This window comes from Vibrio sp. 10N.247.310.24, from assembly GCF_041467175.1.
Classification (GTDB): domain Bacteria; phylum Pseudomonadota; class Gammaproteobacteria; order Enterobacterales; family Vibrionaceae; genus Vibrio; species Vibrio tasmaniensis_A.
Genome location: NZ_JBFSUD010000002.1, coordinates 1 through 21,991, shown reverse-complemented (window position 1 = coordinate 21,991; position 21,991 = coordinate 1). Strand labels below are relative to the sequence as shown.

Here is a 21,991-nt window from a genome sequence, read left to right as displayed (position 1 = left end):
TCAATTGCTGCCTAGCCACATCACCAACTACTTTGAGCAAAACTTATAATTTTGTTTTTTAAATATTCCGATATTTGAAATACGTAGAGCAAGTCAGTGACTTTAGTTCAAGGAAAACACGCGGAGCTTATGACCATAAGTGAGCATGTTTGACACAGAAATAAAGGCTCTGAAGCAACTATAAGGATTTTAAAACATGAATGTATTGATTATCGGTGCCGGCGGTCGTGAGCATGCACTTGGTTGGAAAGCGGCACAAAACCCAAACGTTGAAACAGTATTCATTGCTCCAGGCAACGCAGGTACTGCACTTGAGCCGAAACTAGAGAACGTAAACATCGGCGTTGAAGACATCGCTGGTTTAGTCGCGTTTGCTCAAGATAAAAAAATCGAACTGACTATCGTGGGCCCTGAAGCACCATTGGTTATCGGTGTGGTTGATGCATTCCGCGAAGTGGGCCTACCAATCTTTGGCCCAACTCAAGCGGCAGCACAGCTTGAAGGCTCTAAAGCATTCACCAAAGACTTCCTAGCTCGTCATGATATCCCAACAGGTTACTACTCAAACTTCACTGAGATTGAGCCAGCTATCGCTTACGTTCGCGAGCAAGGCGCTCCTATCGTAGTGAAAGCTGACGGTCTTGCGGCAGGTAAAGGCGTTATCGTTGCGATGACACTTGAAGAAGCAGAAGACGCAATCAAAGACATGCTAGCGGGCAACGCCTTTGGCGAAGCAGGCAGCCGCGTGGTTATCGAAGAGTTCCTTGAAGGCGAAGAAGCAAGCTTCATTGTAATGGTTGACGGTTCTAGCGTGCTTCCTATGGCCACCAGCCAAGATCACAAACGTGTTGGCGACAAAGACACTGGCCCTAATACTGGCGGCATGGGTGCTTACTCTCCAGCTCCAGTGGTAACTCCTGAAATCCATAACCGCATCCTTGAGGAAGTTATCTACCCAACGGTACGTGGTATGGACGCAGAAGGCGCTCCTTACACTGGTTTCCTTTACGCAGGACTAATGATCGATGCTGACGGCACACCTAAGGTTATCGAATACAACTGCCGCTTTGGCGACCCTGAAACGCAACCTATCATGATGCGTATGGAGTCAGACCTTGTTGAACTTTGCCTAATGGCTATCGATGAGAAGCTAGACGAAGCAGAATCTAAGTGGGATCCACGCGCTTCTATCGGTGTTGTTCTTGCTGCTGGCGGTTACCCTGCTGACTACGCAAAAGGGGACGTTATTTCACTGCCAACCAGCGAAGTTGAAGGCCAAAAGGTTTTCCACGCGGGTACGACAAATAACGAAGCTGGCGACGTTGTGACAAACGGTGGCCGTGTACTTTGTGCAACGGCACTGGGTAATACGGTTTCTGAGGCTCAAGAGCGCGCTTACGCGTTGACGAAGCAAGTTAGCTGGAATGGTATGTTCCACCGCAATGATATTGGTTACCGTGCGATTGCGCGCGAACAAGAACAGTAATCAGTCTACGACTCGCTTATGTTCGAATGACCGCAAGCAAGTAACAACAGAAAAGGCGCCTCGGTTGGCGCCTTTTTTATTGCTTAATCTGTCCTGGGGTCTGTTCCTTTACACACAAATAAGCACTGACCTACAGCGGGTAAATTCTCTGAACCCTTTTAAATACGCTCTATTCTTTCAACAATGATGGTCTTGTAACACACTGATGGTTGTCATCTGCCAACATCAAAAATTCAGCAACAGATAGTTTTCTGAGAGACTCCTTGCCGACAAAAGCACCATAGCTCTCTACAGACGACAAACGGTTAATCACAAAATTAGGTAGTGTTTGATTAAATTCAATGTCAGAAAATTGCTTACCAGAGCAAGTCTGGAACGTTTTGCCATTCCAGTAACCCTGAACCAGTCTGAGCCCTTCGTCATGCTGCTTCATCGTAGTTTCTAAAACCGACTTGGCTTCTTTCTGGTAGCTTTCGAGTTGCTTAACTTGGATAGGTAAAATTTTGCTATCAATACGATACTGCTGATATACAGCTTCGCCTGACTTATTAAAACGCACATGGACACTATACGGAACCAGCTCATTAGAAGAATTACGTTGCTCACCTTCACGAATAAATTCACGAAGTATACCTTCCGACCAAGCATAGTCCGTTTGGTACCAGCCGTAATCGCCTACAGTGACGTAGTCAGCTGAAGTATGAGGTTGTGTTAGCTTGTTTGTAACCCAGTAGAAACTTGTCGCGTCGCCCATGACTTGGCCGCCGGTGTGAGTTTCAAATTGCTCTAGGTTTTTGCGAGGGCTGGTTGATGAACAGCCAATGAGAAATGTAGATAATAGTGAAACGAGAAGAAATGCTTTTTTCATAAAAACCTGTACCGAGGTGGAATACGACTACCTCGGTACAGTTTAGATTATTTCACTGAATCTTTCAGCGCTTTACCTGCAACAAATGCTGGAACATTTGCAGCAGCGATTTGGATCTCGTCACCAGTTTTTGGGTTACGACCAGTGCGAGCTGCACGGTGGTTTACTTTAAAAGTACCAAAACCAATTAGCTGAACTTGATCGCCATCTTTAAGAGCATCTGTAACACCGCCAAGAGTCGCTTCTAGAGCAGCTTTAGCTTGTGCTTTAGAAAGGTCCGCTTTTTCAGCAATAAAGTCGATTAATTGAGTCTTGTTCATTTTAGGTTTCCCTTCTTTGTATTTTTGAATTCGATTCACTCTAAAACATAAATGCCCCATCTGGCAAAGGTTTGTCGTCGATCTTTAGCTCTAATGCCGTAGTTTTAGCCATAATATGAGTAATAACTCACAATTTGTTACTGATTTTACTGAGCAAGCCCTTGTTTAAAAGGGGCTGAGAGCAAAATTAATGATGACCTAGCCACTACTTATTCTCTATAATCCACGCTGAATCGCTGCTAAAGCGTACAATTTAATTTAAGGGCAAACATGCTGCTGCTAACTATTTACGTCTCCATTGCTATTGGAGTTTCTTTCATTTGTTCTGTTTTGGAAGCTGTACTTTTGAGTATTAGTCCGAGCTACATTGCTCAACTAAAACAAAATGGGCACCCTGCAGCAGAGTCATTAGACAAACTGAAAACCGACATTGACCGCCCGCTTGCGTCAATTTTAACGCTCAACACCATCGCGCACACCATCGGTGCAGCGACAGCGGGTGCACAAGCAGCAGTCGTTTTTGGTAGCCAATGGTTAGGCGTATTCTCTGCCGTATTAACTCTGGGTATTTTAGTTCTGTCTGAGATTGTTCCAAAAACCATTGGCGCAACCTACTGGCGTCAACTTGCTCCAGCATCATCAAATGTGCTTCGCTGGATGGTCTTTTTCCTAACACCATTTGTGTGGTTCTCAGAGCAAATTACCAAACGTTTAGCTCGCGGCCACCAGGCACCAAAAATGCGTGATGAGCTATCTGCAATGGCTATTTTGGCAAAAGAGAGCGGTGAATTTGCTGAAGGTGAATCAAAAATTCTGAGCAATCTGTTAGGTATTCAAGATGTGCCCGTGACTCAAGTCATGACACCACGCCCTGTTGTATTCCGCGTCGATGCAGGAATGAGTGTCAATACGTTCCTAGAACAACACAAAGACACGCCATTCTCACGCCCACTGGTTTACAGCGAGCAAACTGACAATATCATCGGTTTTGTCCACCGCTTAGAGCTGTTTAGATTGCAGCAAGCGGGTTGTGGTGAGAAGGCTCTGGGTGAAGTGATGCGCCCTATCCACGTATTGCTAAACAACATGGGCTTAGCTAAGGCCTTTGACCAAATGATGGCAAACCGCCTGCAACTGTCTTTAGTTGTGGACGAGTACGGCACAATTCAGGGCATCATCACCCTAGAAGATATCTTTGAACACCTAGTAGGTGAAGAAATTGTCGACGAAGCAGATAAAACCACAGACATGCAAGAACTGGCGTTCCAACGCTGGGAAACGTGGAAAGAGACACACGGTGTTATCGAAAACCGCGATGAAGAGGACGAGCTAGAAGAAAAAACTCTAGCAGACAACGACACCTCAGACTCAAAGTCAGCGGATGGTGACGACGCATCAAAAGATAATGCCTCAAAAGACAAAGCTCAGAACTAACAGCTAAGAAACAAAAGAAAAAAAACGCTTAATCGAAACTTGATAGCGTCAGATACAACAAAGGCTCCCTAGGGAGCCTTTGTTTTTTATTCTATTCGCTACAACTCAACATCCGTTATAACGCAACACCAATGTTGCTCACTGGGTCTTCACGCAGTTCATGACGCAGATCTTTAATCAATTCAAGGTCGCGCTCTGTCGTTTCACGAAGTGGTCGGAAGATCGCCCATTGAACGTCCCACTCTTCACATACCGCTTCATTTTCTTTCTGGTTTTCGTTCGTGACTTCTTCAGCACCTTGAGCGAATTCAAGTTCTGCAACCGTCTTAACCGACTGTTGACTCACTTTAATTACCGCTTCCAACATATGCTCACGATCAAGTAGACCATGGATTAATGTTGCTAAGCCTTGGCATGCGTCCATTGCAGGGTAAACACCATAGAAATCAAAATCATCTGCGCTAGGGAATAGCTCTTCTACTTTCTCAAGTTGACGCTCAAAGTTCACCTTTGCCGTTTTAACGGTTAGGATTTCCCAAATGCTATCCAAAACATCACGGTAGATTCGAGCTTCCGCAAATTCTGTATTCTCACAAAACATGGCATAGTTAGGATACATACGCTCACATAGACACGCCATAAAAGTAATTTGTTGCCAAGGTTCTAACTTTTCAAGACGAACCTGCAGTGGATTCTGAAGCATAGTCACTCAATAATTGCAGAAAAAGACAGCGAAAGTGTACTTGATAAACCCTGGGGGGAAAAGGTAAGCCGATGAACAATTTTACGAATAAGCTCTATATTCTTACCGAGCATGACGATACCTATACGCAACTGATTCTAAACCAAGGGTTACCTGACCTCGAAATCACTCAAAACCCCGAATTAGCTGAGATCGTACTGGCTGCTCCTCCTTTAATAGTGGAGCGACTTAATGAGTTTAAAAAGCTAGACTGGGTGCAAAGTACCTATGCTGGAATCAATAAACTCACTCAGCCGGATCTTCGCCAAGATTATACGCTGACCAACGTCAAAGGCATCTTCGGCCCTGCGATTGCTGAATACGTGTTGGGTTACACGATCAGCCACTGTAGACACTTTCCTCACTACCACCAGCAACAAGTACAACGAAACTGGCAGCCGCAGCTTTATACCAGCCTAACTGACAAAACCATGGTGATTTTAGGAACGGGGTCAATTGGCAGTCATTTAGCTAAAACAGCTGCTGCTTTTGGTATTCACACCATAGGTGTCAACCGGACAGGTATCCCATCAAAGCAAGAAACCTTCAAAGAAACTTTCCACATTAATGAATTAGAAGCCGCCCTCAAGCAAGCGGATATTGTAGTGAACACATTGCCATCAACGGATGATACCTACCAACTACTGAATCAAACCACCTTAAGCTACTGCTCTAACGTATTGCTGTTTAATGTGGGACGTGGGGAAAGCGTAGATAATAAAGCGTTACTGCTTGCGATTAAGAATAAATGGGTTGAACACGCTTTCTTAGATGTCTTTGAATGCGAACCTCTCACACAAGAACACCCGTTTTGGAAATTGCCTCAAGTAACCATCACACCACACATTGCGGCTCTAAGTGAGCCAAGACAGGTCGTGGAGATCTTCGCCAATAATTACCAACAATGGCGAGATGGTTTTACACTTAATCACACCATTGATTTTGATAAAGGCTACTGATGTTCTCGTCACTGCTCACCGAGATACGACAATGCACCGCTTGTGAACCTCATTTATCACACGGTGCAAACCCAGTGATTCAGGCACACCCAAACGCGCGCTTGTTAATCATAGGCCAAGCACCCGGTATTAAGGTTCATGAATCATCTATCCCTTGGAACGACGCCAGTGGCGAGCGATTGAGAGAATGGCTAGAGATGGACAGCGATACGTTTTATGACGAACAAAAAGTCGCGATTGTCCCGATGGGCTTTTGCTATCCAGGAAAGGGAAAAAGTGGCGACCTACCGCCACGAAAAGAGTGCGCTGCGCTATGGCACCAAAAAGCACTGCAATCACTGCCCAACATCCAAATGACCTTGCTGATTAGTCAGTATGCGCAAAACTATTATCTAAAAGATAAAGCCACCAGCACACTCACTGAAACGGTACGTAACTGGCAGGCTTGGGCTCCAGAATTTTTGCCACTTCCCCACCCTTCACCACGTAATAATATCTGGCTCAAGAAAAACCCATGGTTCGAAAGTGAAGTCATTCCCTATATCAGGAAGCACGTATCAGAGCATTTGGCCTGCCATGATCCAAATGCCTAATTAGCTGCACATCAACGATGATTTAGCCGATATTGAGTGCGGATAGAAAGATAATAAAAAAGCGCTGCCGATTTCTCGACAGCGCTTTTTCTATAAACACATACTGAATTACTTGTGGTATGGCTTAGATAGGTCGTGAACTGCGTCCACAAATACACCAGCATTTTCTGGTGGCACATCTAAGTGAATACCATGGCCAAGGTTAAATACGTGGCCAGTACCGCCGTCACCAAAACCTTCAAGGATAGTGCCGACTTCTTCACGAATACGCTCAGGTTGTGCGTAAAGTACTGATGGATCCATGTTGCCTTGTAGAGCCACTTTATCGCCAATACGTGCTTTTGCATCAGCAATATTGATTGTCCAGTCTAGGCCAACTGCATCACAGCCAGTCGCTGCGATAGATTCTAGCCACATACCACCGTTCTTAGTGAACAGAGTAACCGGTACACGGCGACCTTCGTTTTCACGGATTAGGCCATCGACAATTTTGTGCATGTACTGCAGTGAGAACAGGTTGTAGTCACGCGGAGTAAGTACACCACCCCATGTATCGAATACCATTACCGATTGAGCACCCGCTTTAATTTGCGCGTTCAGGTATTCAATAACAGTGTCAGCCAGCTTATCTAGAAGTAAATGCAGCGTTTGTGGCTCTGCGTACATCATCTTCTTGATCTTAGTGAACGCCTTCGAGCTGCTGCCTTCAACCATGTAAGTTGCCAATGTCCAAGGGCTACCAGAGAAACCAATCAGTGGCACTTCGCCTTTCAGGTCTTTACGGATCTGACGAACGGCATTCATTACGTATTGAAGTTCACCTTCAGGATCAGGTAGGCCAATTTTTTCTACGTCAGCTTTACATGTGATAGGGCGTTCAAACTTAGGGCCTTCACCTGTTTCGAAGTACAAACCTAAACCCATCGCATCTGGGATAGTTAGGATGTCAGAGAACAAGATTGCCGCATCAAGCGGGAAACGACGTAAAGGTTGAAGTGTTACTTCTGATGCTAGTTCAGCGTTTTTGCACAAAGACATGAAATCGCCCGCTTCAGCGCGCGTTGCTTTGTACTCTGGAAGATAGCGGCCAGCTTGGCGCATCATCCATACCGGTGTGTAATCAACAGGCTGTTTTAAAAGTGCGCGTAAATAGCGATCGTTTTTTAATTCGGTCATTCCGTTAAATTCCAATTCAATCTTGTCTAGTTTTGATGGCAAGTATTCTAACACTGATTGAAGGGTAAAAGCTGTGTGCTTTGCAACCTAGATCAAGTTATTAACTTTTAAATCCATGCTTAATTTGCACCCAATTACAGGAGCATGTTAAAAATTTGTTCGCTAGCGAAAATTACAATTATAACAACTGAGTAGTCACTACTCAGCATCTCATAACGACATCTTACTTACCCCCTCCACTTGTGGAGGGTTTTTTTTAGTGTTTGACCACCCATAGGCCAAATACTATCACAGGTAATTTAATGTTCTAGTTCTTGCTCCGCGACGCCGGCTTTCCTTATGTCATCGACTGTATTCTCAATCAATTGTCTCGCAATCGTTCCGACTGGAGCAACATCAGGTAGGCTTGTTACGTCAAACCATTGGGCATCTGACAGTTCACTGTAATCTGGTTTGAGCGTTCCACCAGCATAGTCAGCAAGAAAGGCCATCATCATACTCGATGGAAACGCCCATGGCTGGCTACCAAAGTAACGGATATTACTCACATCGATCCCCGTTTCTTCTTTGACTTCGCGCGCCACACACTGCTCTAGGGTCTCTCCAACCTCTAGGAAGCCTGCTATTACGGTGTACATACCCGTTTTATGCCTTGGGTGCTGCGCAAGTAATATCTTGTTGTCGTTTCGTACAGCGACAATGATACACGGGAAGATACGAGGGTAATGAAGCGTTCGGCAGTCTCCACATTGCATCGCCACCTGATTATGATTGAGATGATTACGACCGCCGCACTGAGGACAAAAACGCATACTTTGTGTCATGTGCCCATACTGGATAGCTTTGCTTGCGATCAGAAAACTTGATTCAGGCCAGTGAAGCAAATCTCTTAGGCTGACCATGCTCAGATCAATCTCCACATCGCAATCGTTGAGCCAATACACCTTACGACCTTGATGCTGACCAATACAGATTGCATGCTCAACACTCAGTCCTAGCTCTTCAGCAGAGCCAAAAGGAAACTGATCATTATTAACCCAAATATCACTACCAGAAACGACGCACCAATAAGCTTGATCTGTCATTTTGTTATCACTTTTTTTTAACATCCCTATGCCTCATTGCTTGCAGTTCGTTCATTTTACTGGCAATCTAATTTCATACTAGAGTTGTAGCAGAGAATATTTCAAGCTATTACTTTTAGTAGCTACCAATAAAACGGACCCTGCTTAGGCAATTACTTGATCACAAGGTTGTGATCAGATCATGAGGACATGGTCATGCTAAATAAATTCAAACAAATACAAGAACAATGGGGTGGCTCTAATGAGGTCATCGATCATTGGCTCGAAACTCGACAGTCTCTAATCGTTGAGTATTGTAAGCTTGCCGCTCTACAGCCTTCATCGTCGAAAGCAACGGCAATCACCGAACTGCCTTCTCCAGAAGAACTCCAAAAATTCAGCCAACATCTTGTTGATTACATCTCCGAAGGTCATTTCAAAATCTATGACATGGTGATGGACAAATGGCAGTCTACTGGCTTCAAAGCAACAGACGAAATCAACCAATCTTATGGTCATATCGTTCTTACCACAGATCCACTACTCAACTTCACCGATAAATACGCAGCCATTGAAGCGACCGATACATTAGAAAGCTTTGATAGTGAGCTATCACTCGTTGGTGAGATTCTTGAGGCGAGGTTTGCGGTTGAAGACCAGTTGATACAACAAATTGCCGACAGCCTAGCAGTTCCACCAGGAGCGTAAGGGCTTAACTCCTTCTAAGCTTGCCTCTGTGCAAGCTTTTTGTTTTGTCTGTAACAACTCTTCTGCCAGAGCCTATTGGTTCGTCCCTACTCAGACGTTTGCGATAGCTAGACGTAAGTTTCATCCTCACGCTCTCCCTGTAAACACGCAAGCTGCCTTCGAGAAAGTACTCGCGACCAGGTCCACCAGCCAAGCAATCATACCTATCAACTTCTAAGCTATAAGCTTCTCGTTAAACACCAATACATCCAATACGACAGATACAAAAAAGGCACCCGAAGGTGCCTTTTTTCTTATCTCTTAGAGACTACTCGTAGAGCTTACTCTTCTGAAGAGAAACCAGCGTTTAGAAGTGCTGCTAGATTGTCAGTAGCTTGCTCAGCTGAAGGACCTTCTTGCTCTTCTTCACGTTGCTTTTGACGCTCTTGGTGATATGCGAAACCAGTACCAGCTGGGATCAGACGACCAACAATTACGTTCTCTTTCAGGCCGCGAAGGTCATCACGCTTACCAGAAACCGCAGCTTCTGTTAGTACGCGAGTCGTTTCTTGGAACGATGCAGCTGAGATGAATGACTCAGTTGCAAGAGATGCTTTAGTAATACCTAGTAGATCACGTTCGAAACGTACTAGTTCTTTACCTTCAGCTTCTAGCTTACGGTTAGCAATCTTAACATTGTGGTACTCAACTTGTTCGCCAGGTAGGAACGGAGAGTCACCAGAATGAGTGATTGTACACTTACGTAGCATTTGACGAACGATAGTCTCGATGTGCTTATCGTTAATCTTTACGCCTTGTAAGCGGTAAACTTCTTGAACTTCGTTCGCGATGTACTGAGTTACTGCGTGGATACCACGTAGACGCAGGATATCGTGTGGAGTTTCAGGACCGTCGGCGATTACATCACCACGTTCAATCTTCTCACCTTCGAACACGTTCAATTGACGGTGCTTAGGAATCATCTCTTCGTAAGCGTCACCGCCTTCACGAGTGATTACTAGACGACGCTTACCTTTCGTTTCTTTACCAAACGACACAGTACCTGTGTGCTCAGCAAGGATCGCAGGCTCTTTAGGCTTACGAGCTTCGAATAGGTCAGCTACGCGTGGCAGACCACCGGTGATATCTTTGTTTCCGCTCGATTTTTGAGGGATACGAGATAGTGTGTCACCAATGCCAACTTCAGCGCCATCTTCGATATTTACAATCGCTTTGCCAGGTAGGAAGTAGTGAGCTGGCATATCAGTACCAGGGATCATTACGTCGTTACCTTGCTCATCAACAAGTTTGATAGCTGGACGCATATCTTTACCTGCTGCTGGGCGAGCTGCTGCGTCTGTTACTTCACTTGAAGAAAGACCAGTTAGATCGTCAGTTTGACGAGAAACTGTAATACCATCGATCATATCTACGAATTGGATACGACCTGCCACTTCAGTGATGATTGGCATGGTATGCGCTTCCCAGTTAGCTACAACTTCACCAGCAGTAACTGCTGCGTTGTCGCCTTTGGTTAGCATCGAACCGTAAGGAAGTTTGTGCTTCTCTTTCGTACGGCCGAACTCATCAATAATCGTCATCTCAGATGCACGAGAAGTGATAACCAGTTTCTTATCTTTGTTAACTACAAACTTAGCATTGTGAAGTTTCACAGTACCAGTTGTCTTAGCTTGGATGCTGTTCTCTGCTGCTGCAGTAGATGCCGCACCACCGATGTGGAACGTACGCATCGTTAGCTGTGTACCCGGTTCACCGATAGATTGTGCAGCGATAACACCAACTGCTTCACCTTGGTTCACTAGGTGGCCACGTGCTAGGTCACGACCGTAACACTGTGCACAACAACCGAAGTCTGCATCACAGGTAACAACTGAGCGCACTTTCATGCTATCTACAGAGTTGTCTTCCATGATTTGACACCACTTCTCATCAATCAGAGTATTACGTGGAATCAGTACATCTTCAGTACCAGGCTTAAGAACATCTTCAGCAACTACACGACCAAGAGCAAGCTCAGAAAGTGCAACTTTAACGTCACCACCTTCGATGTGAGGCATCATGTCGATACCTTCATGCGTGCCACAGTCATGTTCGTGTACTACAACGTCTTGTGCTACGTCTACTAGACGACGAGTTAGGTAACCCGAGTTAGCTGTTTTCAGTGCTGTATCCGCAAGACCCTTACGAGCACCGTGCGTTGAGATAAAGTACTGAAGGACGTTTAGACCTTCTTTAAAGTTCGCAGTGATCGGCGTTTCGATGATAGAACCATCTGGACGCGCCATCAGACCACGCATACCTGCTAGCTGACGAATCTGAGCTGCAGAACCACGTGCGCCTGAATCGGCCATCATGTAGATGCTGTTGAACGATTCTTGCTGTTCTTCTTCGCCGTCACGGTTAATAACCGTTTCAGAAGAAAGGTTATCCATCATTGCTTTCGCAACACGGTCGTTCGTAGACGCCCAGATATCGATAACTTTGTTGTAACGCTCACCCGCAGTAACAAGACCAGATTGGAATTGCTCTTGGATTTCGCGAACTTCTTCTTCAGCAGATTCAATTTCATCGTATTTCGCTTGAGGAACAACCATATCGTTGATACCTACAGAAACACCAGAAAGTGCCGCGTATGCGAAACCTGCGTACATGATTTGGTCAGCAAATACTACTGTATCTTTTAGACCAAGCTTACGGTAACACTCGTTAAGAAGAGTAGAGATCTGCTTCTTACCTAACTTTTGGTTAACGATGCTGTACGGTAGGCCAGCTGGAACGATCTGCCATAGCATTGCACGACCTACAGTCGTATCAACTAAGCCAGTATTCGTTGTGCTATTGCCGTCTTCATCTACTACAGTTTCAGTGATACGTACTTTAACGCGAGCGTGTAGCTCAGCAGTCTTAGTACGGTATGCCTTTTCTGCCTCAGCAGGGCCAGCAAGGTACATACCTTCACCTTTCACGTTGATCTTGTCACGTGTCATGTAGTAAAGACCCAATACAACGTCCTGAGAAGGTACGATGATTGGATCACCTGATGCTGGCGACAGAATATTATTCGTCGACATCATTAGGGTACGAGCTTCAAGCTGTGCTTCTAGAGTTAGAGGCACGTGTACAGCCATTTGGTCACCATCGAAGTCGGCGTTGTATGCCGCACACACTAGTGGGTGAAGCTGAATCGCTTTACCTTCGATTAGTACTGGTTCAAACGCTTGGATACCTAGACGGTGAAGTGTAGGTGCACGGTTAAGCAGTACTGGGTGTTCACGGATCACTTCGTCTAGGATATCCCAAACGATCGCTTCTTCGCGCTCTACCATTTTCTTAGCAGCTTTGATTGTCGTAGCCATGCCACGAGTCTCTAGCTTGCTATAGATGAACGGCTTAAATAGCTCAAGTGCCATCTTCTTAGGAAGACCACACTGATGTAGACGAAGGTATGGACCAACTGTGATTACAGAACGGCCAGAGTAGTCTACACGTTTACCTAGAAGGTTCTGACGGAAACGACCTTGTTTACCCTTGATCATATCAGCAAGAGATTTCAGAGGACGCTTGTTAGAACCCGTGATCGCACGACCGCGACGACCGTTATCTAGAAGGGCATCAACAGACTCTTGCAGCATACGCTTTTCGTTACGTACGATGATGTCTGGAGCCGCTAGCTCTAGAAGACGCTTCAAACGGTTGTTACGGTTGATCACACGACGGTAAAGGTCGTTCAGATCAGAGGTCGCAAAACGACCGCCATCTAGTGGTACTAGAGGACGTAGATCTGGCGGTAGCACTGGAAGTACAGTTAGGATCATCCACTCAGGCTTGTTGCCTGACGAAATGAACGCTTCAACTAGCTTCAAACGCTTAGTAACTTTCTTACGCTTAGTTTCAGAGTTAGTTGTTTCCAACTCTTCGCGCATTTCTTCCACTTCTTGATGAAGGTCCATTGTTGAAAGCAGATCTTTGATCGCTTCAGCACCCATCTTAGCAGTGAATTCGTCACCCCACTCTTCTAGACGATCCAGATACTCTTCTTCAGTAAGCATCTGAGATTTTTCTAGATCAGTCATACCCGGTTCAGTTACTACGTACATTTCGAAGTAAAGAACACGTTCGATATCACGCAGAGGGATATCCATTAGTAGACCGATACGAGACGGTAGTGATTTTAGGAACCAGATGTGAGCAACTGGTGAAGCAAGCTCGATGTGGCCCATACGGTCACGACGAACTTTAGTTTGTGTAACTTCAACGCCACACTTCTCACAGATAACACCACGGTGCTTCAGGCGCTTGTATTTGCCACAAAGACATTCGTAGTCTTTAACTGGACCAAAAATACGTGCACAGAACAGACCATCACGTTCAGGTTTGAACGTACGATAGTTAATTGTTTCTGGCTTTTTAACTTCACCAAAAGACCACGAACGGATCGTGTCTGGTGAAGATAGACCGATTTTGATTGCATCAAATTCTTCGGTCTTATGCTGTGCTTTTAGAAAGTTTAATAAGTCTTTCACGTTCAGCTCCTGTAAGGAGTTAAAGGAGCTCACCGACTAAAGTGAGCCCCCTTTACCAAGTAATCCAATCTTCTTTATAAAAAAGAGGGATTACTCTTCGTCTTCTAGCTCGATGTTGATACCTAGCGAGCGAATCTCTTTCAACAGTACGTTGAACGACTCTGGCATGCCAGGTTCCATGCTATGGTTACCATCTACGATGTTCTTGTACATCTTAGTACGGCCGTTAACGTCATCCGACTTAACTGTTAGCATTTCTTGTAGAGTATATGCAGCACCGTATGCTTCTAGTGCCCATACTTCCATCTCACCGAAACGCTGACCACCGAACTGAGCTTTACCACCAAGTGGTTGCTGAGTTACTAGGCTGTAAGAACCAGTTGAACGAGCATGCATCTTGTCATCAACCAAGTGGTTCAGTTTCAGCATGTACATGTAACCAACAGTTACAGGACGCTCAAACGAATCACCAGTACGACCATCAAACAGTTTAAGCTGACCAGATTCTGGCAGATCACCCAGTTTAAGTAGTTCTTTGATTAGAGACTCAGAAGCACCGTCGAACACAGGTGTAGCAATCGGTAGACCGCCACGTAGGTTCTTGATCAGTGTACGAACTTGATCATCAGACAGTTCAGCAATATCAACTTTCTGACGAGTATCGCCAAGATCGTAAACCTTCTGTAGGAACTCACGGAACTTATGCAGTTCTTGTTGTTCCTTAACCATTTGGTTGATCTTGTCACCGATACCTTTCGCAGCCAAACCTAAGTGAACTTCTAGGATCTGACCGATGTTCATACGCGATGGTACACCCAGCGGGTTAAGTACGATGTCTACAGGCTGACCTTTCTCATCGTATGGCATGTCTTCAACAGGGTTAATCTTAGAGATTACACCTTTGTTACCGTGACGACCGGCCATCTTATCACCAGGCTGGATACGACGTTTAACCGCTAGGTAAACTTTAACAATCTTAAGAACGCCAGGCGCTAGATCATCACCTTGAGTGATTTTACGACGCTTAGTTTCAAACTTCTTATCGAAGTCTGCTTTTAGCTCATCCCACTGCTCAGCAAGTTGCTCAAGCTGTGTTTGTAGCGCATCGTCTTCTAGAACTTGCTCTAGCCATTGCTTACGACCGATAGTATCAAGCTTAGCTTCAGAGTAACCACCAGACAGAAGTACAGCTTTAACACGGTTAAGAAGGCCACCCTCAAGAATTTGGAACTCTTCAGTTAGATCTTTCTTAGCTTCTTTAAGCTGCATCTGTTCGATTTCAAGTGCACGTTTGTCTTTCTCTACGCCATCGCGAGTAAAGACTTGTACATCGATGATAGTACCCGAAACAGAGTTTGGTACACGTAGAGAAGTATCTTTAACATCAGATGCTTTCTCACCGAAGATAGCACGTAGTAGCTTCTCTTCAGGAGTCAGTTGAGTTTCACCTTTAGGGGTTACTTTACCAACTAGGATGTCGCCACCCTTAACTTCAGCACCAATGTAAACGATACCTGACTCGTCTAGTTTAGACAGAGCAGACTCACCTACGTTTGGAATATCAGCTGTGATCTCTTCAGAACCCAGCTTAGTATCACGAGCCACACAAGATAGTTCTTGAATGTGGATTGTCGTGAATCGGTCTTCTTGAACTACGCGCTCAGATACTAAGATCGAGTCTTCGAAGTTGTAACCGTTCCAAGGCATGAATGCGATACGCATGTTTTGGCCAAGAGCTAGTTCACCAAGGTCTGTTGAAGGACCGTCAGCAAGAACATCGCCGCGTGCAACTGGTTCACCAGGAAGTACAGTTGGACGTTGGTTAATACATGTGTTTTGGTTCGAACGCGTGTACTTAGTCAGGTTGTAGATATCGATACCAGCTTCGCCAGGTACCAATTCATCTTCGTTAACCTTAACTACGATACGAGAAGCGTCAACAGACTGAACTTGACCACCACGTTTAGCAACCGCTGTAACACCAGAGTCAACTGCGATGTTACGTTCGATACCCGTACCTACTAGAGGCTTATCAGCTCTAAGTGTTGGTACAGCTTGACGTTGCATGTTGGCACCCATCAATGCACGGTTCGCATCATCGTGTTCTAGGAACGGGATAAGCGAAGCAGCGATAGATACTACTTGGTTTGTCGCAACGTCCATGTAGTCAACGTGATCGCGTGGGTGAAGACCAGATTCACCTTTTTGACGAGCTGTGATTAGCTCATCTGCAAAAGTACCTTCTTCAGTAAGAATGGTATTTGCTTGCGCGATTACGAATTGACCTTCCTGGATTGCAGACAGGTAATCAACTTCTTCTGTTACTACACCATCTACTACACGACGGTACGGAGTTTCTAGGAAACCGTAATCGTTACAACGTGCAAATGCAGATAGCGAGTTAATTAGACCGATGTTTGGACCTTCAGGCGTTTCGATCGGACATAGACGACCGTAGTGAGTTACGTGAACGTCACGTACTTCGAAGCCTGCGCGCTCACGAGTAAGACCACCAGGACCTAAAGCAGAGATACGACGCTTGTGCGTAACTTCTGACAATGGGTTGTTTTGGTCCATAAACTGTGAAAGCTGTGAAGAGCCAAAGAATTCTTTAACTGCAGCAGAGATCGGCTTAGCGTTGATAAGGTCTTGAGGCATGATTGCATCAAGGTCACCAAGGCTTAGACGCTCTTTAACGGCACGTTCTACACGAACTAGACCAACACGGAATTGGTTTTCTGCCATTTCACCTACAGAACGGATACGACGGTTGCCAAGGTGGTCGATATCGTCCACTTCACCAATGCCGTTACGGATACCAATCAGTTTCTTCATCACTTCGATAATGTCTGATTCATCCAGAGTACCGCGCTCTTCTTCTTCTTCACGCTCGATAGAGCTGTTGAATTTCATACGGCCTACAGTTGATAGGTCGTAACGATCTTCAGAGAAGAATAGGCTTTCGAACAATGATTCTGCAGCTTCTTTCGTTGGTGGCTCGCCAGGACGCATCATGCGGTAGATTTCTACCAATGCAGAGATGCGATCTACTGTGCTATCCGCACGTAGAGTGTCTGACATGAATGGACCATGGTCTAGGTCATTCGTGAACAGCACTTCTAGAGTCTTGTGACCTGCTTGAGACAGGTTAGCAAGTGCTTCTAGGCTAATCTCTTGGTTTGCGCCAACGATGATCTCGCCAGTTGCTTCGTTGATGTAATCTTTCGCAGCAATCTTTTCAACGATGTACTCTACTGGTACTTCGATGTGCTCAACGCCATCTTTTTCAAGTTGACGGATATGGCGAGCAGTTACACGACGACCAGTCTCAACGTAAGTTTTACCGTTTGCTTCGATGTCGAATGACGCAGTTTCACCACGTAGACGATCAGGAACCAACTCCATAAGTAGAGTTTGGTCTTTCACTTCGAAGTTCACTTTGTCGAAGAACAGATCTAGGATCTCTTCAGTCGATTTACCAAGTGCACGAAGGATAATCGATGCTGGTAGCTTACGACGACGGTCGATACGTACGAATAAATTATCCTTAGGATCGAACTCAAAGTCTAACCATGAGCCACGGTAAGGAATTACACGTGCGTTATAAAGAACTTTACCTGATGAGTGGGTCTTACCCTTATCACTGTCGAAGAACACGCCTGGGCTTCGGTGCAGCTGGGATACGATAACCCTCTCGGTACCATTAATTACGAAAGTACCATTGTCTGTCATAAGCGGAATTTCGCCCATGTAGACTTCTTGTTCTTTAATGTCTTTTACAGTACCTGCTGGTGCATCTCGATCAAAGATAACTAGACGTAGTTTTACGCGTAGTGGCTTTGAGTAAGTAACACCGCGGATTTGACATTCTTTAACGTCAAAAACTGGCTCACCAAGACGGTAGCTAACGTATTGCAGCTCAGAATTGCCGTTGTAGCTCTGAATTGGAAATACAGAACGGAAAGCAGCTTCAAGACCGTATTGACCTTCAGGATCCTGTTCGATGAATTTGTCGAAAGAATCAAGCTGGATCGATAACAGGTATGGAATGTCCAAAACTTGTGGACGAGTACCAAAATCCTTACGGATGCGCTTTTTCTCGGTATAAGAGTAAACCATGGGGTTCCTCAGCTCGCTGATAAGTGACCCAAACCACCCAAAACACTCTTCAGAGGGGGCGGTGACAAACAGCTGTTTACTGTAGTGAACAATCATTTCGAAAAAATGACTGTTTTTTTGCTTGGATTATGACGGTTAAACAGCGGAAATTTCGTCATAGCCCTACAGCGCAAAAAGGCCGGTGGTTAATAAACCACCAGCCATTAGCCTTGCGGCTAAGAAATTAAGTAATAATTACTTAACTTCAACAGAAGCGCCAGCTTCTTCTAGCTGTGCTTTAAGAGCTTCAGCTTCAGCTTTGTCAACGCCTTCTTTAAGCGCTGCAGGAGCTGAGTCTACAAGACCTTTAGCTTCTTTAAGACCTAGGCCAGTTGCGCCACGTACAGCTTTGATAACTTGTACTTTGTTAGCGCCAGCAGCAGTTAGGATTACGTCGAATTCAGTTTGCTCAGCAGCAGCTTCAGCAGAAGCACCACCAGCTACAACTGCAGCAGCAGCAGTAACACCGAATTTCTCTTCCATAGCTTCGATAAGCTCAACAACTTGCATTACAGACATTTCTGCAACTGCGTCTAGGATTTGCTCGTTAGTAATAGACATAACAATTCTCTTTTAAGTCAACAATAAGTTTAAATAGCAACCAGTGAAAAGCAAGGCTTAAGCCGCAGCTTCTTCTTTTTGGTCGCGAACAGCAGCGATAGTACGAACCAGCTTGCCAGCAGAAGCTTCTTTCATGCACATCATTAGGCGTGCGATAGCTTCGTCGTAAGTTGGTAGTGTCGCTAGTACTTCAGCATCAGTAACTGCGCCTTCAAATGCAGCAGCTTTGATCTCGAAATCTTTATTCTCTTTAGCGAAGTCTTTGAAAAGACGCGCTGCAGCACCTGGGTGCTCATTAGAGAATGCGATCAGAGTTGGACCAGTGAAAGTGTCAGTTAGACACTCGTAGTCTGTACCCTGAATCGCACGGCGTGCTAGTGTGTTACGAACAACTCTCATGTAAACACCCGCTTCGCGAGCTTGTTTACGTAGAGAAGTCATTGCGCCAACAGTAACGCCACGAGAATCAGCTACAACTGCAGAAAGTGCACCACTGGCAGCTTCGTTGACTTCAGCAACAATTGCTTTTTTGTCTTGAAGATTTAAAGCCATTTGGATTAACCTCTGGTTGTGATTACAGCACTCATACAAAATGTAATGAGCGTTTACGATGTTATTTAAAAATGAATAAATTCACTTCAAACCACAACATCGCCTACGTAGGTTTTATTAAGCCATATCTCCGAAGAGTACGGCGCCTACGGTCTTGGGACGGATGACCTGAATTGCTTCAAAAATCACCCAACCACAAATATTAGGCGCAGAAGTATACACTAAATCTGCGCCGAAGCAAATTAGTTTGCTTGAGTGTCAAGACTAGCTTGATCAACAGTAACACCAGCACCCATTGTAGTAGAGATGCTTACTTTCTTCAGGAAAGTACCTTTCGCTGAAGAAGGCTTAGCTTTCTTAAGAGCAACTAGAAGTGCTTCTAGGTTCTCTTGAAGCTGGTTAGCTTCGAAAGATGCTTTGCCGATAGTAGTGTGGATGATACCGTTCTTGTCGTTACGGTAACGAACCTGACCAGCTTTAGCGTTCTTAACCGCTTCAGCAACGTTAGGAGTTACAGTACCAACTTTAGGGTTTGGCATAAGGCCGCGTGGACCTAGGATTGTACCTAGTTGACCAACAACACGCATTGCATCAGGAGAAGCAACAACAACGTCGAAGTTCATTTCGCCTTTTTTCACTTGCTCAGCAAGATCTTCCATACCAACGATATCTGCGCCAGCTGCTTTAGCTGCTTCTGCGTTTGCACCTTGAGTGAACACAGCAACGCGGATGTCACGGCCAGTACCGTGAGGTAGCACAGTTGCGCCACGTACGTTTTGGTCAGATTTACGAGCATCGATGCCTAGGTTAACAGCAACATCTACAGACTCAACGAATTTAGCAGTCGCTAGTTCTTTAAGAAGAGCAACAGCTTCGTTGATTTCGTATTCTTTAGTTACTTCAACTTTGTCGCGGATTACGCGCATACGCTTAGTAAGTTTTGCCATGATCTTATCCCTCTACCACTAGGCCCATTGAACGAGCAGTACCAGCAATAGAACGCTTCATTGCTTCGATGTCAGCACCAGTCATATCAGCAGCTTTAGTTTCTGCGATTTCCTGAACTTGAGCGTCAGTTACAGTACCAACTTTCTCAGTGTTTGGACGACCTGAACCAGACTTAACGCCAGCAGCTTTCTTAAGAAGAACAGCAGCAGGTGGAGTCTTAGTTACGAACGTGAAAGAACGGTCGTTGTAAACAGTAATTACTACTGGAGTAGGTAGACCTTTCTCAACAGATTCTGTTTTTGCGTTGAACGCTTTACAGAATTCCATGATGTTCACGCCGTGTTGACCTAGAGCAGGACCAACCGGTGGACTTGGGTTTGCCATACCAGCTGCAACTTGCAGTTTGATATAAGCTTCAACTTTCTTAGCCATGATATTTCCTAATTTTTGGGTACATGCGCTAGCCCTGAGGCAAGCTCCCCTTAATTTCAATTAACTCTTTCTTACTTCGATAGAAGTAAAAAGGCGCGAAATTATAATCATAATTCGCGCCTTTAACAACCCTAAAAAGGTGGTTTTTTATACTCTTTTATTTTGAACAACTTATGAAGTATTTATCCACAGCTTGTTCAAAAGTTAGAGTTTTAGTCCAGCTTTTCAACTTGACCAAATTCAAGCTCAACCGGTGTTGCACGACCAAAGATCGATACAGATACCTTAATGCGGCTTTTCTCGTAATCTACTTCTTCAACTGTACCGTTGAAATCAGCAAACGGACCATCGTTCACACGAACCACTTCACCCGCTTCGAACATTGTCTTAGGACGTGGAGACTCGCTCGCTTTCTCTAGACGGTTCAAGATAGCATCAGCTTCTTTGTCAGTGATTGGTGCAGGACGATCAGAGGTACCACCAATGAAGCCCATAACACGAGGAATGCTGCGTACTAAGTGCCATGATTCATCATTCATGATCATTTGCACTAATACGTAGCCAGGGAAGAACTTACGTTCGCTTTTACGGCGTTGACCTGCACGCATTTCCACTACTTCTTCAGTAGGTACTAAAACGTCACCAAAGAATTCTTCCATGTCGTGCATTTTAATATGTTCGCGTAACGATTGAGATACACGACCTTCATAGCCAGAAAAGGCTTGAACTACATACCAACGTTTTTTTGGAGCTTCACTCATGAATCAGAACCCTCTACACTCCAGTTGCTAGAGAAACTAAACGGACCATAATGCCGTCAATTCCCCAAAGCACTAGAGACATAACAATACATACAGCTAAAACGATCAATGTAGTTTGCATAGTTTCTTGGCGAGTAGGCCAAACAACTTTACGAATCTCCATACGAGATTCTTTTGCAAAATCGATCGCAGCTTTACCTTTAGTTGTTGTTGCTGCAACGCCTAGTGCGGCAGCAATCAGCACAACTACACCTGCAGCGCGAATTACAACAGACAATTCACCATACAGGTAATTACCCACAACAGCAGCAGCCAACAGTACAAAAGCGACTACCCACTTCATTGTATCTGCTGCACCTGAGCTATCAGGAGTTTCAGCGTTTGCTTTCATAAAACCAACCTGTGATAAGTCTTAAATATAGACGACAATAACCCCGCTGTTGCAGGGCACATTCCTTTGCGTTGCAAAACAACACATCTAACAGTCATTTTAGTTAAAAAGACCGTTTAATTCTTTGCTAAGAGTTAAAATTGATGTCAAAACACCCAACTCTTTTTTCAGCGCAGAAAAAGGGCATCAAATGATGCCCTTTTTACTAGTGGTTCGTCAAATCTTATGCAAAGATTTTAGCTACAACACCAGCACCAACTGTACGGCCACCTTCGCGGATTGCGAAACGTAGACCTTCGTCCATTGCGATTGGAG

The 21,991-nt window shown here is 45.0% G+C and carries 18 protein-coding genes and 1 pseudogene; 5 read left to right on the top strand and 14 right to left on the bottom strand.

Annotation, left to right across the window (positions count from 1 at the left end; translation table 11 throughout):
* The first annotated feature begins 196 nt into the window (after nt 1-196).
* Nucleotides 197-1,486: a phosphoribosylamine--glycine ligase gene (gene purD / locus AB6E08_RS00760; RefSeq protein ID WP_017062702.1), complete on the top strand. Its 1,290-nt coding sequence runs from the start codon at nt 197-199 to the stop codon at nt 1,484-1,486.
* Nucleotides 1,487-1,655: 169 nt separating this feature from the next.
* Here the strand turns inward: purD and AB6E08_RS00755 are convergent, their stop codons facing one another.
* Together AB6E08_RS00755 and hupA are read right to left on the bottom strand one after the other, a co-directional pair.
* Nucleotides 1,656-2,354, bottom strand: coding sequence for a DUF1481 domain-containing protein (locus tag AB6E08_RS00755; RefSeq protein ID WP_012604992.1), 699 nt, complete (start codon nt 2,352-2,354; stop codon nt 1,656-1,658).
* A 47-nt stretch (nt 2,355-2,401) separates the two neighbouring features.
* On the bottom strand, nt 2,402-2,674 hold the full coding sequence (gene hupA, locus AB6E08_RS00750) for a nucleoid-associated protein HU-alpha (protein WP_004729753.1): 273 nt from the start codon (nt 2,672-2,674) through the stop codon (nt 2,402-2,404).
* A 270-nt stretch (nt 2,675-2,944) separates the two neighbouring features.
* Between hupA and AB6E08_RS00745 the strand changes: the two genes are divergently transcribed.
* Nucleotides 2,945-4,108: a CNNM domain-containing protein gene (locus AB6E08_RS00745; protein WP_372064560.1), complete on the top strand. Its 1,164-nt coding sequence runs from the start codon at nt 2,945-2,947 to the stop codon at nt 4,106-4,108.
* A gap of 115 nt (nt 4,109-4,223) precedes the next feature.
* Here AB6E08_RS00745 and AB6E08_RS00740 read toward each other — a convergent pair whose 3' ends face one another.
* Nucleotides 4,224-4,811, bottom strand: coding sequence for a YjaG family protein (locus tag AB6E08_RS00740; protein WP_017055908.1), 588 nt, complete (start codon nt 4,809-4,811; stop codon nt 4,224-4,226).
* A gap of 71 nt (nt 4,812-4,882) precedes the next feature.
* On the opposite strand from AB6E08_RS00740, the gene AB6E08_RS00735 reads away from it, so the two are divergent.
* Together AB6E08_RS00735 and AB6E08_RS00730 are read left to right on the top strand one after the other, a co-directional pair.
* A complete protein-coding gene (locus AB6E08_RS00735) occupies nt 4,883-5,809 on the top strand; it encodes a D-2-hydroxyacid dehydrogenase (RefSeq protein WP_372064563.1) in 927 nt (308 codons plus the stop codon).
* Nucleotides 5,809-6,402 (top strand): uracil-DNA glycosylase family protein, encoded by a 594-nt coding sequence (locus tag AB6E08_RS00730; protein WP_372064565.1) that lies wholly within the window; start codon nt 5,809-5,811, stop codon nt 6,400-6,402. The genes AB6E08_RS00735 and AB6E08_RS00730 overlap by 1 nt, the downstream gene beginning before the upstream one ends.
* A gap of 108 nt (nt 6,403-6,510) precedes the next feature.
* Here AB6E08_RS00730 and hemE read toward each other — a convergent pair whose 3' ends face one another.
* Together hemE and nudC are read right to left on the bottom strand one after the other, a co-directional pair.
* The gene (gene hemE / locus AB6E08_RS00725; protein ID WP_004729761.1) at nt 6,511-7,578 is read right to left on the bottom strand and encodes a uroporphyrinogen decarboxylase; all 1,068 of its coding nucleotides are present in this window, start codon (nt 7,576-7,578) and stop codon (nt 6,511-6,513) included.
* Nucleotides 7,579-7,877: 299 nt separating this feature from the next.
* Nucleotides 7,878-8,687, bottom strand: coding sequence for an NAD(+) diphosphatase (gene nudC, locus AB6E08_RS00720; protein WP_372064567.1), 810 nt, complete (start codon nt 8,685-8,687; stop codon nt 7,878-7,880).
* Nucleotides 8,688-8,852: 165 nt separating this feature from the next.
* On the opposite strand from nudC, the gene AB6E08_RS00715 reads away from it, so the two are divergent.
* Entirely contained in the window at nt 8,853-9,350 is a 498-nt protein-coding gene (locus AB6E08_RS00715) for an Rsd/AlgQ family anti-sigma factor (RefSeq protein ID WP_048605474.1), read from the top strand.
* A gap of 320 nt (nt 9,351-9,670) precedes the next feature.
* Here the strand turns inward: AB6E08_RS00715 and rpoC are convergent, their stop codons facing one another.
* The 9 genes and pseudogenes from rpoC to AB6E08_RS00670 form a co-directional block, all read right to left on the bottom strand.
* Nucleotides 9,671-13,873, bottom strand: a complete 4,203-nt coding sequence (gene rpoC / locus AB6E08_RS00710; RefSeq protein ID WP_009844676.1) for a DNA-directed RNA polymerase subunit beta' — start codon at nt 13,871-13,873, stop codon at nt 9,671-9,673.
* A 90-nt stretch (nt 13,874-13,963) separates the two neighbouring features.
* A complete protein-coding gene (gene rpoB / locus AB6E08_RS00705; protein ID WP_009844675.1) occupies nt 13,964-17,992 on the bottom strand; it encodes a DNA-directed RNA polymerase subunit beta in 4,029 nt (1,342 codons plus the stop codon).
* Nucleotides 17,993-18,226: 234 nt separating this feature from the next.
* On the bottom strand, nt 18,227-18,592 hold the full coding sequence (gene rplL / locus AB6E08_RS00700; RefSeq protein ID WP_009844674.1) for a 50S ribosomal protein L7/L12: 366 nt from the start codon (nt 18,590-18,592) through the stop codon (nt 18,227-18,229).
* A 57-nt stretch (nt 18,593-18,649) separates the two neighbouring features.
* On the bottom strand, nt 18,650-19,144 hold the full coding sequence (gene rplJ / locus AB6E08_RS00695; RefSeq protein ID WP_009844673.1) for a 50S ribosomal protein L10: 495 nt from the start codon (nt 19,142-19,144) through the stop codon (nt 18,650-18,652).
* A gap of 242 nt (nt 19,145-19,386) precedes the next feature.
* Nucleotides 19,387-20,091: a 50S ribosomal protein L1 gene (gene rplA / locus AB6E08_RS00690; RefSeq protein WP_012605004.1), complete on the bottom strand. Its 705-nt coding sequence runs from the start codon at nt 20,089-20,091 to the stop codon at nt 19,387-19,389.
* Between the two features lie 4 nt (nt 20,092-20,095).
* A complete protein-coding gene (rplK, locus tag AB6E08_RS00685) occupies nt 20,096-20,524 on the bottom strand; it encodes a 50S ribosomal protein L11 (protein WP_010435555.1) in 429 nt (142 codons plus the stop codon).
* Nucleotides 20,525-20,736: 212 nt separating this feature from the next.
* Nucleotides 20,737-21,285: a transcription termination/antitermination protein NusG gene (nusG, locus tag AB6E08_RS00680; RefSeq protein ID WP_012605006.1), complete on the bottom strand. Its 549-nt coding sequence runs from the start codon at nt 21,283-21,285 to the stop codon at nt 20,737-20,739.
* A 13-nt stretch (nt 21,286-21,298) separates the two neighbouring features.
* A complete protein-coding gene (secE, locus tag AB6E08_RS00675) occupies nt 21,299-21,676 on the bottom strand; it encodes a preprotein translocase subunit SecE (RefSeq protein WP_017096511.1) in 378 nt (125 codons plus the stop codon).
* Nucleotides 21,677-21,899: 223 nt separating this feature from the next.
* Nucleotides 21,900-21,991 (bottom strand): annotated as a pseudogene (locus AB6E08_RS00670) (elongation factor Tu); the annotation flags it as partial.